Consider the following 15,365-nt stretch of genomic DNA (forward strand, 5'->3'; position numbering starts at 1 on the left):
GGGCTTTTCTCGACCCCGTCCGGGTACAGACAGATCGCGATCGCTGGCCTATCCTCCGGTCTGGAAGGTCGACGATCTTCCATTCATCACTCACTCGGCGGCCCACCCTCGGCCGCCGGGTGATCACGGGGGAGGGTCCACCTGATGCTGTCCAAAAACAGGCTGGCGGCAGCGGCGCTCGCCGCGCTGCTCGTCCCGTCGGTCATGAGCGTCACGCCGGCCCAGGCGGCGCCGAAAGACAAGGGCTTCTCGGACCCGGCCCCGCTGAAGCGGGTCGCCCTCACCGGCGGCAGGACGAAACGAGCCGCGCCGCCACGGAAGTCGTACCCGAAGTTCGACCCGGCCGGCCACGCGGCTCTGCCGGGCGCGCAGGACGCCACGGTCCGACTGACCGCCAAGACGGCCGCACGCGTCGGCGATTCCCCCATCTCGCTCGCCCGCGCGGCCGGCGGCGCGAGCCCCGATGCGGTACACGTCACGACGCTGAGCCAGCAGGCGGCCCGTACGGCCGGCGTCCATGGTGTGCTTTTCAGCCTGCGCGGCTCGGGCGGCGGCGACGTCAGCGTCACGGTCGACGACTCGCGCTTCCGCAACGCCTACGGCGGCGGGTTCGCCTCCCGCCTGCACCTTGTTCGCCTGCCCTCGTGCGTGTTGTCGAGCCCCCAACTGCCGCAGTGCCAACGGCAGACACCGGTCAGCACCCAGGCGACCGCCCCGCTCTCGGCCCGGGTGGCCCTTGCCGCGGACAACTCGACGACCGTCCTGGCGGCCACATCGGGCGGCTCCGGGTCGGGCGGCTCCTACTCGGCCACCAGCCTCGCGCCCGGCGGATCGTGGTCGACCGGCGGCAACACCGGCTCCTTCACCTACAGCTACCCGATCGCGGTGCCGCCGGCCATCGGCGGCGGCGCCCCGACCCTCGACCTCGGCTACGACTCGGCGACACAGGACGCGCGCACCGAGGGGACCAACGACCAGTCGTCCTGGCTGGGTGACGGCTGGGACGTCGCCGACAGCTTCATCGAGCGCACCTACCAGGCCTGCGACGACGTCAAGGACTCCGGCGAACCGGCCGGCGGCGGCGACACCTGCTGGGCCGGTCAACTGCTGACCATGTCGCTCAACGGGGCGTCGACCTCGATCGTCTACGACGACGACACCAAGACGTTCCACAGCTCGGCCGACACGTCGACCACCAAGATCGAGAAGCTGTCCGGCGCTACGAACGGGACCGCGAACGGCGAGTACTTCCGGGTCACCGAGAACGGCGTGCAGTACTACTTCGGCCTGAACCGGCTTCCGGGCTGGTCGACCGGCGCCGCGGAGACCGGCTCCGCGTGGACGGTGCCGGTCTACCGCGCGCACGCCGGCGTCGGCGATTGCCCGGACGGTGCCTTCGCCGCCACCGCGTGCACCCTGGGCTACCGGTTCAACCTCGACTACGTCGTCGACACGCACGGCAACGCGACCGCCTACTACTACTCGCCGGAGACGGGTTACTACGGCGCCGACGACAAGAACGACGCGGTCGCGTACACCCGTGGCGGCACGCTCGACCACATCGACTACGGCATGACGGCGTCGACGGTCTACTCGGCCGCGCCCGAGCAGATCAAGTTCGACGTCACCGAGCGCTGCACCGTCGGCGAGCCGGCCGGGAACACGTGCACGGATGCCCAGTTCACCAGCGGCCATCCGGAGTACTGGCCGGACGTCCCGGTCGACATGAACTGCACGAAGGGCGCCGACTGCACCAATCACGGCCCCACCTTCTGGTCCCGCCGAGCGCTCGCGTCGATCACCACGCAGGTCCGGGTCGGCGGCGCCTACCAGCAGGTCGACCGCTACGACTTCACCCACTCGTTCCCGGACAACGGGGACAGCGCGCCCACGCTCTGGCTCGAGTCGATCAAGCACACCGGTCTGGACCGGCTCGGCGGTGCCGCGGCCGACGCGTCGACGCCCGCCGTGGTCTTCTACCCGGGGCAGCTGCCGAACCGGGTCGGAACCGTGCCCGGCCTGCCGAGGATGTACCACAACCGGATCACGACGGTGGTCTCCGAGACCGGCGCCGAGACCGACGTCGTCTACCGGACGCCCGACTGCGGCGACCTGCCGGCCAGCGACCTGACCGACGCGAGCGACGCGAAGGCCCAGGCGTACGCGTCGGACAACAAGACCGCCTGTTTCCCGGTGTACTGGATCCCCGAGGCCCAGCCCCGGCCGCTGATCGACTGGTTCTACACGCACCCGGTCGCCTCGGTCACCACCCTCGACCCGAACAACCACTATCAGGACGGCAGCTCGCCACACCTGATCACCGAGTACGCCTACCAGGGCACGCCCGGCTGGCACTACGACGACAACGAGACCGTCAAGGCCAAGAACCGCACCTGGGGACAGTTCCGCGGCTACCCCGAGGTCGACATCCGGACCGGCGACCCGGCGGTCTTCCACTACACCGACGGCACGCAGGTCTTCGACCGCAGGACGCTCACGAAGAACTACTACTTCCTCGGCATGGACGGCGACACGCTGCCGAACGGCCAGAAGCGGCCCAACCACCCGCTGACCAGCACCGACGGCACGATCACCGCCGACGACTCGGGAGTGCTGGCCGGGCAGCTCTTCGAATCGGTGACCTACACCGGCGACGGCGGCACGATCAACAGCAGCACGGTGACCGTACCGACGATCATCGGGCCCACCGCGTCCCGCGCCCGCACCGGACTGCCCGCCCTCACCGCGCAGATGGTCCGTACCGCGCGGACCGTGACCCGCCAGGCCGTATCGACGGGCTGGCGGCGCACCGAGACCGACACCTTCTACAACCGCACCCTCGGGCAGAGCACCACCGGCATGCCGGTGCAGACGGCCGACCTGGGCGAGTCCGGCGCGGCCGGCAACGCCGCACACTGCACCTTCCACCGCTACCTCGACGGCAAGACCGCCACCCTGGTCGAGCCCGCCGAGGTGATCACCACCGACCAGAAGTGCGACACCGCCGGCGCCCAGCCCTCCGGCACGCTGCTCTCCGACCTGCGCACCTCCTACGACGGCAACGCCTTCGCCTACAACAACGACGGGCAGAGCAACCCCGCGCTGCCCACCGTCGGCAACGCGACGCTCGACCAACAGGCGTCGGCCGCGAGCGGCACGACGGCCTCGGCCTTCGTCGACCTCACCAGGAAGACGTACGACGGCTACGGCCGGGTCGTCTCGACGATCCGGACGCCCAGCTCGACCACGCCGGACGGCAAGGCGAGCATCGCGCAGAGCACCTACACCCGGCTCACGCCGAGCAGCGGTGCGCTGCCCGGTGCGGCCGTGCAGATCACCCAGGTCACCGCGGGCGTCGACTGCTCCGCCGTCACGACGTCGAGCAAGGACTGCCAACTGAGCTCGACCACCCTGGACGCGGCGCGGCAGAAGCCGATCGCGGAGACCAGCGTCTCCGGCGGCCTGACCTCGATGACCTACGACGCGCTCGGCCGGCTCACCGCGGTGTGGCTGCCGAACAAGAGCATGGCCGCCAAGGCGCCGGCGAACATGACCTACACGTACGCGCCGTCGAACACCGGGCCGTCGATCGTCACCACCAGCACGCTGCGCGACGACGGCGGCTACAACGTCTCCAAGGCGCTCAGCGACGCCATGCTGCGCGAGCTCGAGAAGCAGGCCGTCGGCGAGAACGGCAGCACCGCGGTCACCGACACCCAGTACGACTCGCACGGCTGGACCGTGCTCATCAACAACGCCTACGCCGTGTCCGGTGACCCGCGCGACGCGCTGATCTCCGATCACCTGTCGCAGGTGTCGATCCCGTCCACCACGGCGACCGACCACGATGCGATGGGCCGCGTCACCCAGTCGACCGATGAGCACAACGGGGCGGCCATCCGGTACACGCGGACCGCCTACACCGGGGACACGACGACGGTCCTGCCGCCGGCCGGCGGCGTCGCGACCACCACCACCGTCAACGGCCGCGGCCAGACCGTCGGCCTCGCCCAGTACACCTCGCCGCCGACGATGAGCGGCACGCTCAGCGCCGGCTTCACCGCGAGCGGCGGCGCCCGCCAGACGATCGCGTACACCTACACGGCCGACGGCAAGCAATCGACGGTCACCGGGCCCGACGGCTCGGTCTGGGGCTACGGCTACGACCTGCTCGGTCGCCAGACGTCACACACCGACCCGGACAGCGGGACGAGCTACACCGGATACGACGACGCCGGCCGCGTCACCGCGACCAAGGACGCCCGCGGTGTCGAACTCGATTACACCTACGACCTGCTCGGCCGCAAGCTGACCGCCGTCGACAAGGCCAAGAGCAATTTCCAGTTCGCGTCCTGGACGTACGACACGCTCAAGATCGGCAAACCCACCTCCTCCACCCGGTACGTCTCCGGCGTGACCGGCGGCTACACCGTGGCCGTCACCGGCTACTCGGCCCTGGGCAACCCGATGGGCTCCACCGTCACCCTGCCGAGCGTCGAGCGCCCGCTGCCGTCGTCCTACTCGACCGGATACGCCTACACGGGTACCACCGAGGCGCTCGCGCAGCAGAGCGACCCGGCGGCCGGCAACCTGCCCGGCGAGACCATCACCTACACCCATGACGCTCTCGGCGCGGCGACCAGGACCTCGGGTGTGGATCTGTACGTGGCCGACACCACGTACACCGACTTCGCCCAGCTCTCCAAGGTCCTGATGGGCGACTCCGCCGACCAGGCCGCGGTGCTCTACACCTACGACGAGGAGACGCTGCGCCTGACCGGCCGCGAGATCCAGCGCAGCCAGGGCATCGGGCCGACGGTCGACGACACCACCTACAGCTACGACCCGGCCGGCAACCCGCTCGCGGTCACCGACAAGCAGTCCGAGACCGGCAACACCGTCACCGACGTCCAGTGCTATCGCTACAACGGCCTCGCCCGGCTCGCCGAGGCTTGGACGGCCGCGGACTCCTGCCCCGCGGCGGGAACCGGGCCGGCGGCCACGGCGGTCTCCTCGGGCCCAGGGTCTTATTGGCAGTCGTACGGCTACGACTCCGTCGGCGACCGCACCTCGCTCACCGACCACTCCACCGCGGGCGGGACCGATGTCTCCGCCTCGTACACCAACGGCTGCAGCAGCGGATGCAACCGTACGGGCGCGCAGCCGCACACTCTCACCGCCACGACGGGCGGCGCCGACCCGGCCAAGTTCGTCTACGACGTGGCCGGCAACCTGCTCACCCGGACCGCCACGAGCGGCAACGGGCAGAACCTGAAGTGGGACGACGAGGGCCACCTCGCCCAGGTCGACACCACCGGCAGCACCCCGACGACGACCAAGTACCTGTACGACGCCGACGGCAACCAGCTGATCCGGCGCGACCCGGGCCGGACCACCCTCTTCGCCGGCGACACCCAAGTGGTGATCAACACCGCCGTGAGCCCGGCGGTCGTCCTCGGCGCGGTCCGCACCTACCAGCACGGCGGCACCGGCGCGGCCGTCGCCGAGCGGTCCACGCTGCCCGGCGGCGGCACCGACTACCTGTTCAACGACGCGCGTGGCACCGCCAACCTGGCGATGGACACCACGACCCAGGCGCTGTCCCGTCAGCAGTACAAGCCGTACGGTCAGGTGCGGGCCAGCAGCAACACCACCGCCTGGCCCGACCTGACGCACGGGTACCTCGGCGTGCCGCAGGACCTGGGCACGGGCTACGCGGACACCGGCGCCCGCAAGTACGACCCGGCGCTCGGCCGGTTCATCAGCCCCGACCCGGTGCTCGAGACCACCGACCCGAACCAGCTGGGCGGGTACACCTACGCCGGCGACAACCCGATCTCCCACTCGGACCCCAGCGGGCTCTGCGATCCCGACATCTGCGCTCCCCAGCTGGACCACACCGGAAGCGGCTCCGGCGGGGATGACGAACACACCACCAAGAACGGCAAGAAGGTCCCGGTCGTCAACGCGGGCAGCACCGGACACGCACCGCTCACCATGTCGGGACACACCTATGTCGACCAGAACGGCATCCCGCACGTCACCATGCAGGCGCCGGGGAAGAACGCCGGTGTCGTCGCGTTCCTCAACCAGCAGCTGACCGCGAGCGGCGAGTACTACGACCCGTCGACCGGGAACGGATCCATGTACCTGGAACAGAACGAGGACAATCCGGCCATGGGGAAGGGACTGGTCCGCCTCGGCGACGGCAAGCTGGTGCCGCGCGGCACCACCGCGGACTCCATCAAGGTCTCCTGGGTCAACGGCCGGATGGTCAGCGTGGACAGCGTCGATTTCACCGCGACCGACACCGCCTACAGCGATGCGCGCGGCGCCGCGAACGCGAACACGATGAAGAACAAGATGGATGTCAACGGCAAGGGCCAGGCCGGGAGCGCCGTCTATGTCGCCAAGTCCGACGCCGAGGCGGCCGACATGTACGAGCGGGTCAAGGACGTGCCGAACGCGCGGGTCGTCAACCCGACCACCGGGTGGGACTCCGGCGAGGTCTACAGCGACACCCATCTCGCCGCGCTGCGTGGGCTCGGGCTCAAGGAGACGCCGCCACGGACGGCTACCGGCGAGGTCGAGGGCGGCGGCGGAGGCCGCGCGGCCGGCGCGGCCGGGGCCCTGTCCCTGGTGGGCGACCTTTACCAGGCGTACAAGTTCGGGCATGCGCTCGGGTCGAAGGATCCGCGCGAGATGGATAGTTTCATGTGCGGCTTCACCGGGCTTCCCGTCTACTGCGCTCAGGCGAACGGTGTCGGGGCGGCCGTTGCGTAAGGTAATTGCTGGATCAACGAGCGGGAACGACACCATGGGACTGGATCTCACCTGGGCCGACGCGGCCGCGGTGATGCGCCGACGGGACGAGTGCTGGGAGGCTGGCGGGGAGTGTGACCACCAGCCGAGCTGCCGGGACGACGTCGAACCCTTTCCGGAGGAAATCGAGTTCCCGTACCGGCAGCTCGACGACGTCGCGAAGATCATGGAGCGGCTCGGGATGGGTTACGAGGGCGCGATCCTGCCCGACGAGGTGTTCTCCGAGAGCGAGATGCGGGAAGAGGCATGGCGCTGGCAGCGGCTTCCGGGAAAAACCGGGATCGCGCTGTTCAAACTCCGGTCGAACGACCGGTGGCTGGTGACCGTGCCGGAGATCGACGAAGCGCTGGCCGCCTACGCCGCGGTGCCGGAGCGCGAGCGGGCCGAGCTCGAGACCGGCAAGAAGTGGGCGGCGTGGATCGAGTGGCTGCGGCAGTCGCGGCAGCACGGGGGGTTCGAGGTCGAGTGACCGGCCCGCCGCCGGTCACACCCGGATGCGGAGCACCGCGGCCATCAGGCACGGCCACGGAGCCTACGACAGGTTGCCTCGATCGCCGACAATTCCAGTGTGAGAGTGCGGATCCTGGGGACGGCGCTGACGCTCGCGCTGGTCTCCGCCGGCTGTACCACGACGAGCAACGCCACCCCCGGCCCGGCGCGGGTCAACCCGCTGCCCGCCGACGTCCAAGGCCTGGGCCCGGCCGTCTTCGTGACCAACGACGGGACCGTCGAGAGCCTGATCGCCGTCGCGCGGTTCGGCGACGAGATCGCCGGCGTCGCGCCCCTGCGGCGGCGGGCCGAGGTGGCGCTGGGCGACCCGCGGCTGCCGACCGTGGTGCACGGGCTCGGCGACGACTCCGGGAAGGACGGGATCCTCGAGGGCGGCCGGCTGACCGATGTGGAACTGCCGCAGAACACCTATGTGGACCGGGTATTCCGGCTCGGCCCCAGCCTGTCCGGGACGGGGACGTGGTGCCTGACCATCCGGGCGGACGGGGCTATCGCCCGGCCCGCCGCGGAGTCGACCTGCGAGACGGCCCGGTACGGCGGTGCGTACTGGTCGGCAGCCCCGGACATGTGGGGCGGGATCAACCTGTCCACCGGCGCCGCCACCAAGGCGATCGTCCTGCCCGACTATCCGATGGCCGCCTCGCCCGACGGCCGCTACCTGGCCACGGTCACCGACCGGCTGATCCTCGCCGACCTCACCAAGGGCACGGCGAAGCCGACCGTCGACCTGCCGGAATGGCGCGACCAGCCCGGCGTCTTCACCAAGGACGGGTACGCCCTGGTGCACGACCAGAAGCTCAGCGTGGTCCACCCGGACGGCACGCTGCGTAACCTGCTGGCCCCGGTGAGCGAGGCGGCCTTCTCCTCGGACGGCCGGTACGCCCTGGCCGACGACTCGTCCGGGCTGGCCGTCGTCGACCTGTACAGCGGCGCGGTGCGCCGCATCGCCGGCTCGTCGAGCAAGCACGTGCCGTACCTCGTCGTGGCCGGCCACCAGGCGCTGGTGGTCGAGATCGACAATCCCGGCATCGACCACCCCGGCCCGGCGAGCGCCAGCGCCGTCGACCTAACGACGGCGCGCCGCCGGGCGGTCGCCCTGTCCGTGCCGGAGGAGACGGACGCCCAGGTCATGGACCCCGTGGACGGGCTGGCCAGCCTTCAGTTGCGCGGCAGCGGCGACGTCTTGACGATCACCACGGCCGGCACGGTGACGCTCGCCCCGAGGGGCGCGCTGCCGTACCTGCCGCTGCCGGGCGGGCGGGTGCTCTACCGGCTGGACAAGCGCGAGGACGCCCTGCTGGTCGCCGACGACCGCGGCGGGCATGCCGAGATCCGTACGGGCGCCGGCGCCGGCGAAGACGTCGGCGACGTGGTGGTGGCCGGCGACCATCTCATCCTGGCGCTGAGCGGCAGGCAGCCGCCGAGCGCCGAGACGACGCTGGTCAGGCTGGACGGGACCGGCAAACCGCTGGTGCTCTACCGCGGCGCGGTCCTCGCCAGCCTGGGGTAGGCAGGAGTTACGCCTTCCGGCCGACGGCGGCGAACTGGGCGATGTCCGGAGCGGCCAGCGCCTCCTCGTCCGGCCGCCAGCGGGTCACCGAGACCACGCCGGGCTCGATGAGCTCCAGACCGTCGAAGAGCGCCGCTATCCGGGCGGGGCTGCGCAGGTGGTATTTGGGCTCGGCCGAGATGTTCCAGATGCGCGCGGCCTCCACGACGGCTTCCTCGGTGTCGCCGCCGTCGTACATCGCGAGGTAACTGCCCGCGGGGAGGCCGGCCATCAGCCGGTCGATGATCGACTTGGCCTCCTCGTCGCTCTCCACGTGGCCGAGGATGCCCATCAGCATGAGCGCGACCGGCTGGGTGAGGTCGAGCGTCTTGCCGGCCTCGCCGAGGATCAACCCGGGATCGCGGAGATCGGCGTCGACGTAGGCCGTGGCGCCCTCGGGGCTGCTGGTCAGCAGGGCGCGCGCGTGCGCGAGCACCAGCGGGTCGTTGTCGACATACACGATCCGCGAGTCGGGCGCGGCCTGCTGCGCCACCTCGTGCGTGTTGTCGGCCGTGGGCAGGCCGGTGCCGATGTCGAGGAACTGCCGGATGCCGGCCTCGGCGGCAAGGTACCGCACGGCCCGGGCCAGGTATTTCCGGGACAACCGGGCGTACGTGCCCAGATGCGGCATGGCCGCGATGATCTGGTCGCCGACGGCGCGGTCGGCCTCGAAGTTGTCCTTGCCGCCGAGAAGGTAGTTCCAGATCCGGGCCGTCTGGGGGATGTTCGTGTCGAGGTCCGTCATGTCCACATTCTTACCCGGGAACGGACCACGGCGTCCACAGTGGAGAGGCGTCGATCTTGGCGGCAAAATTGCCTGATCACGCCAGTGAGGAATATTCAGGGCGGTGGAGGCCAAGCCGCTGACCTGCGGCGAGGTGCAGCTCAAGGTGGGCCCTGAATATCCCTCGCTTGACATCGTGCGCTGTTATTGACTCCGCTCACTCTAGTCGCGGATGGTGGTGCGGTGACGTCCTGGATGCGCCGACATGATCACAACATCTTCCTGAATACGGCGAATCTGCTGGTTTGCGGAGCGCTGGCGGGTGTTGTCGTGGCGGCCGGAATTTTTCCGGCCGCCGCCATGTCCGGGCTGGCGGCCAAGGCCGGCGGCGAGACGTTCGCGAATCTGCCGAGCGAGCTGAAGGCGTTCAGCTCGCCGCAGATCAGCCGGATCTACGCGTCCGACAACAAGACGCAGATCTCCCAGTTCTACGACGAGTTCCGCAGCGACGTACCGCTCAAGGACATCTCGCCGCACATGCGGGACGCCATTGTCGCCGCCGAGGACAGGGAGTTCTACCACCACCGCGGCGTCGACTTCAAAGGCGTCGCGCGCGCCCTGGTGAACAACAACAAGGGCAAGGCCAAGCAGGGCGCCTCGACCATCACCATGCAGTGGGTACGGATGTCGCTGGCGTACTCGGCGACCAACCCGCAGGAGGTGGTCGACGCGACGGTGGACACGCCGAAGCGCAAAGTCGTCGAGATGAAGTACGCGCTGCAGGTGGAGAAGGAACTGACCAAGGACCAGATCCTCGAGCGCTACCTGAACATCGCGCCCTTCGGCAACCAGGCGTACGGCATCTTCGCGGCCAGCCAGGTTTACTTCAACAAGAAGCCGAAGGACCTCACGATCGGCCAGGCCGCCATGCTGGCCAGCATCGTGAAGGCGCCGACCAGCTACAACCCGGAGACCGCCCAGGGCAACAAGGAGCTGCTCGAGCGGCGCAACAACTACGTGATCCCGGGCATGGTCCAAGCCGGGATGATCACGCAGGCGGAGGCGGACAAGGCGTTCAAGGAGCCCATCCCCAAGCAGGTCAGGCCGGTCGCCAACGGCTGCGTGTCGGTGGCGAAGAACGCGTGGGGCTTCTTCTGCGACTATTTCTACCGCTGGTGGATGGGCCGGGAGGAATTCGGAGCCACCGCGTACGACCGGGAGCGTCGCCTGAAGAGCGGCGGCTACCGCATCGTCACCACGCTGGACGTGGACGCGCAGGCGGACGCCCGGGACGACATCTCGGCCGAGATCAAGGACACCAACCGGAACGCGCTGCTGATCGCCGCGGTCGAGCCCGGTGACGGCAAGGTGCGGGCGCTCGCCGCGAACCGGCATTACAAACTCGACGACAAGGCGCATCCGCAGAACTACCTCTCGTCCGATCCGGGCAAGGCGAGCCGGGGCATCCGGGGCACCTATCCGAACACCACGAATCCGCTGGTGACCGGGGGCGGCGACATCACCGGGTACCAGGCCGGGTCGGTGATGAAGATGTTCACGATGGTCGCCGCGTTGGAACACGGCTATCCCCTCGCGTACAGCATAAAAGCCGAGAAACAGTATAAATCCGGCTACATCATTAGCAGTAGCAGCGATTCGGCCTGCCCGGGGACGCATTTCTGGTGCCCGGAGAATTCCGGCGGCGGCGAGGAGGGCGTCTACAACCTGTGGACCGGGTTCGGCAAGTCGATCAACACGTTCTTCGTGCCGCTCGAGGAGCGGGTCGGCGCCGAGAACGTCGTCGCGGTGGCCAAGCGGTTCGGCATCCAGTTCCGGGCGGCGAGCGACGCGAAGCTGGCCGAACCGGGCAACTCGCACCAGTGGGGCGCGTTCACCCTCGGCGTCTCGGCCACGACGCCGCTGGACATGGCGAACGCGTACGCGACGCTCGCCGGCGACGGCATGTACTGCGAGCCGACCCCGATCGAGCAGATCACCACCAAGGCCGGCGAGAAACTGGACGTCGGCAAGTCCCACTGCACCCGCGCGACGAGCGCGAACGTGGCCCGCGCGGCGCTCGACGCGGCCCGCTGCCCGGTCGGTGACTCGTCCCAGCTGGGCTCCTGTCACGGCGCCACCGCTCCCGACACCCGCGGCGTCGTGAAGCACCCGGTCTTCGGCAAGACCGGCACCACCGACCACGACAAGACCGCGGCGCTGATCGCCGGCACCACGTCGCTGGTCGTGGCCGGTTATCTGGTGAATCCGGACTATCAGGAGCATTCCGACCGGATGTCGCACCACATCGTGAACCCGGCGGTCTGGAACACGCTGGCCGACTTCATGCGGGGCAAACCCAAGGTCCAATTCAAAACGCCGGACAACAACAAGATTGCGTACGGGGATCAGCGCCGGATTCCGGATGTGGAGTGCGACCCGATTCCCAGCGCGAAGAGCAGCATCGACGCGGCCGGCTTCGACGTCTCGGTCGGCCAGACCGTCGACTCGGCCTGCCCCGCGGGCACGGCGGCCGGCACCAACCCGCCCAACCGGACGATCAAGGGCGGCCCGGTGGAGATCGAGGTCAGCAACGGCAAGGGCGCCGGAGGGCCGCCGGTCCCCGGCCAGGCCGGCACCGCGACCCGGTCGCCACGACCTAGATAAGTGTCTTCTCAGCCTGCTCACAGCCGCCGACCAAGCCAACCCGGGTAGGTACCCACTACCCTGGTAGGGCAGCACATGACGTGCTTCAACCTCAGGGAGGCTGGACACCGTGAAATCTTCGAACCCGGTACTGTCGCGGCTCGGCCAGGCCGCCGAGCGGCAGCGGACCGCCGGGTACGGATATGGCGAGCCGTACCCGACCACTCCGGGCTATGCGGCCCCGCCGGTCGCGCAGGCCATGTCGATCGACGACGTGGTCGTCAAGACCGTGATCCTGCTCGGCCTCACCGGCATCTCCGCGGTCGCCGCGTGGAATCTCATTCCCGACGCCTACCTGGGCGCCGCGTGGATCGGCGCCGCGATCGTCGGCCTGGTCCTGGGCCTCGTCATCTCGTTCTCGCGGATGGCCAACCCGGCCCTGGTGGTGACGTATGCGGTCGTCGAGGGCGTCTTCGTCGGCATGGTCAGCAAATTCTTCGAGTCGTTCTACCACGGCATCGTCCTGCAGGCCGTGGTCGCGACCTTCGGCGTCTTCCTGCTGATGGCGGTGCTCTACACCCAGCGGGTGATCCGCTCGTCCCCGCGCTTCCGCAAGATCATGATCGCCACGATCGGCGGCCTGTTCATGATCATGCTGCTCAACTTCGTGCTCGCCCTGTTCGGCGTGCACACCGGCCTGCGCGACAACGGCGCGATCGGCATCATCTTCAGCCTGGTCTGCATCGTCGTCGCGTCGCTGAGCTTCGTGCTCGACTTCGACCAGATCGAGCAGGGCGTCCGCATGGGCCTGCCCCAGCGCTACTCCTGGACCTGCGCCTTCGGCATCCTGGTCGGCCTGATCTGGCTGTACCTCGAGATTCTCCGCCTCCTGAGCTACCTCCAGGGCGGCAGCCGAAACTAACCGCCACCCGAACCCCAAGGCATCACCCAGGCGGCGCCCGGATCGTCCTCCCACGGTCCGGGCGCCGCCGCATGCCCGGCTACGCTCGCTCCCGTGACCGACTTCGCCGCTGCGATCGACCGCCTGCTCAACCAGGTGCGGCACTGGGAGCAACCACGCTGGCGCAACGGCAAAGCGGACCAGGTCTACGCGCTGGTCCAGCACCTCGCCGACCTGGCGGCCGACGCCGAGTCCCGCCCCCACCGCCCGGTCCCCCGCGAGCCCGACGTCATCCTCCCCGACCAACTCCGCGTCATGGCCGACGACCTCATCGCCGCCGCCCCCGCCGCAGCCGCCCCCAACGCAGTCCTAGCCGAGGCCGCCGAAGCAGTCGACCTCCTACGCAAAAACCTATAAAAACCGCCGAGCCCGGCCGCTCCAAGCAGACCGAACCCGGCGGAACCCCTACCCCGCCACTTCCGTGAACCCCTCACCACAGAACGGCGATCGACTCCCGGGGCCCCGTGCCGTGTAACGGCCCGGCCCGCGGTCACTCCCGGGCCTCCCGGTGCCCCGTGCCGTGTAACGGCCCGCGGTCACTCCCGGGCCTCCCGGTGCCCCGTACCGTGTAACGGCCCGCGGTCACTTCCAGGCCTCCCGGGGTGCCCCGTATCACGTAACGGCCCGCGATCGCCCCGCTGATGAGGAGACAGTCGATTTTCGAGACCGTGGGGTTTGCGGTCTCGAAAATCGGCTGGCTCCTCATCAGCCCCGAAGGGGCGATCGCCCGCGGCGCCGAAGGCGACGCCAGCCAGCTCAGCCGCACGGGACGGCCAACTCAGTCAACTCAACTCAGCTCAACCGCTCGACCCAGCTCAACCGCTCGACCCAGCTCAACCGCTCGACCCAGCTCAACCGCTCGACCCAGCTCAACCGCTCGACTCAACTCAACCGCTCGACAACCATCGCCATGCCCTGGCCGCCGCCGACGCACATCGTCTCCAGGCCGATGGTCTTGTCCTGCCAGTCGAGGGAGTTCAGCAGCGTGCCGGTGATCCGGGCGCCGGTCATGCCGAACGGGTGGCCGACCGCGATCGCGCCGCCGTTCACGTTCAGCTTCTCGATCGGGATGCCCAGGTCCTGGTACGACGGGATGACCTGGGCCGCGAACGCCTCGTTGATCTCGACCAGGTCGACGTCGTCGATGGTCATGCCGGCCCGCTTCAGCGCCTGCTTCGACGCCTCGACCGGGCCGAGGCCCATGATCTCGGGGGAGAGGGCGGTCACGCCGGTCGACACGATCCGGGCCAGCGGGGTGATGCCCAGCTCGCGTGCCTTGGTGTCGGTCATGATGACCACCGCGGCCGCGCCGTCGTTCAGCGGGCAGCAGTTGCCGGCGGTGACCCGGCCGTCGGGGCGGAACACCGGCTTGAGCCCGGCCACGCCCTCGACCGTCACGCCCGGCCGGGGGCCGTCGTCCTTCGAGACCACCGTGCCGTCCGGCAGCGTCACGGGAGTGATCTCGCGCTCCCAGAAGCCGTCCGCGATCGCCTTCTCGGCGAGGTTCTGCGACCGTACGCCGAACTCGTCCATCTCCTGGCGGGAGATGCCCTTGATCTGCGCCAGGTTTTCGGCGGTCTGTCCCATCGCGATGTAGATGTCCGGAACCTTGCCGTCCTCGCGCGGGTCGTGCCAGACCGTGCCGCCCTTGGCGGACGCGGCGGTGCGCGCCACCGCCTCGGCGAAGTACGGGTTCTGCCAGCTGCCGCCGACCAGGGCCGCAGCCTCCGGCGGGAGACCGTCCGAGCTGCCCCGGGCGTACCGGGAAACGGTTTCGACGCCGGCCGAGACGAAGATGTCGCCCTCGCCGGCCTTGATGGCGTGGAACGCCATCCGGGAGGTCTGCAGCGAGGACGAGCAGTAGCGGGTGATGGTCGCGCCGGGCAGGCCGTCCAGCCCGAGCTTGGTGGCGACCACCCGGGCCATGTTGAAGCCCTGCTCGCCGCCGGGCAGGCCGCAGCCCAGGTAGAGGTCTTCGATGAGAGTGCGGTCGAGCTGGGGCACCTTGTTCAGCGCGGCATCGACGATGGTGGTGGCGAGATCGTCGGGGCGCAGGTCTTTGAGCGATCCCTTGACGGCCCGGCCGATCGGGGAGCGCGCGGTGGCGACGATGACAGCTTCCGGCATGAGCACCACGTTAACTGGTCAGTAACAAC

8 protein-coding genes are annotated in these 15,365 nt (G+C 69.4%); 6 read left to right on the forward strand and 2 right to left on the reverse strand.

All coding sequences use genetic code 11. The features are described 5' to 3' along the window. The first annotated feature begins 144 nt into the window (after positions 1-144). The 3 genes from IH26_RS0114390 (at position 145) to IH26_RS0114400 (ending at position 8,842) form a co-directional block, all read left to right on the forward strand. Positions 145-6,783: an RHS repeat domain-containing protein gene (locus IH26_RS0114390; RefSeq protein WP_051808100.1), complete on the forward strand. Its 6,639-nt coding sequence runs from the start codon at positions 145-147 to the stop codon at positions 6,781-6,783. A gap of 34 nt (positions 6,784-6,817) precedes the next feature. Beyond that, complete coding sequence (locus IH26_RS55815; protein WP_051808101.1) at positions 6,818-7,291, forward strand: hypothetical protein; 474 nt, start codon at positions 6,818-6,820, stop codon at positions 7,289-7,291. 99 nt (positions 7,292-7,390) lie between these two features. Beyond that, positions 7,391-8,842: a hypothetical protein gene (locus IH26_RS0114400; protein ID WP_157437182.1), complete on the forward strand. Its 1,452-nt coding sequence runs from the start codon at positions 7,391-7,393 to the stop codon at positions 8,840-8,842. Positions 8,843-8,849: 7 nt separating this feature from the next. Here the strand turns inward: IH26_RS0114400 and IH26_RS0114405 are convergent, their stop codons facing one another. Further along, the gene (locus IH26_RS0114405; protein WP_030436683.1) at positions 8,850-9,626 is read right to left on the reverse strand and encodes an SAM-dependent methyltransferase; all 777 of its coding nucleotides are present in this window, start codon (positions 9,624-9,626) and stop codon (positions 8,850-8,852) included. A gap of 222 nt (positions 9,627-9,848) precedes the next feature. Here IH26_RS0114405 and IH26_RS0114410 point away from each other — a divergent pair, with 222 nt between their 5' ends. The 3 genes from IH26_RS0114410 (at position 9,849) to IH26_RS0114420 (ending at position 13,566) form a co-directional block, all read left to right on the forward strand. Next, positions 9,849-12,269, forward strand: a complete 2,421-nt coding sequence (locus IH26_RS0114410; RefSeq protein ID WP_030436684.1) for a transglycosylase domain-containing protein — start codon at positions 9,849-9,851, stop codon at positions 12,267-12,269. A gap of 109 nt (positions 12,270-12,378) precedes the next feature. Continuing rightward, complete coding sequence (locus IH26_RS0114415; RefSeq protein ID WP_030436685.1) at positions 12,379-13,170, forward strand: Bax inhibitor-1/YccA family protein; 792 nt, start codon at positions 12,379-12,381, stop codon at positions 13,168-13,170. A 93-nt stretch (positions 13,171-13,263) separates the two neighbouring features. Continuing rightward, the gene (locus IH26_RS0114420; protein WP_030436686.1) at positions 13,264-13,566 is read left to right on the forward strand and encodes a hypothetical protein; all 303 of its coding nucleotides are present in this window, start codon (positions 13,264-13,266) and stop codon (positions 13,564-13,566) included. A gap of 525 nt (positions 13,567-14,091) precedes the next feature. Here the strand turns inward: IH26_RS0114420 and IH26_RS0114430 are convergent. Further along, positions 14,092-15,336: an acetyl-CoA C-acetyltransferase gene (locus tag IH26_RS0114430; RefSeq protein ID WP_030436688.1), complete on the reverse strand. Its 1,245-nt coding sequence runs from the start codon at positions 15,334-15,336 to the stop codon at positions 14,092-14,094. Positions 15,337-15,365 lie beyond the last annotated feature (29 nt).

The organism is Actinoplanes subtropicus (assembly GCF_000721705.1).
GTDB lineage: Bacteria > Actinomycetota > Actinomycetes > Mycobacteriales > Micromonosporaceae > Actinoplanes > Actinoplanes subtropicus.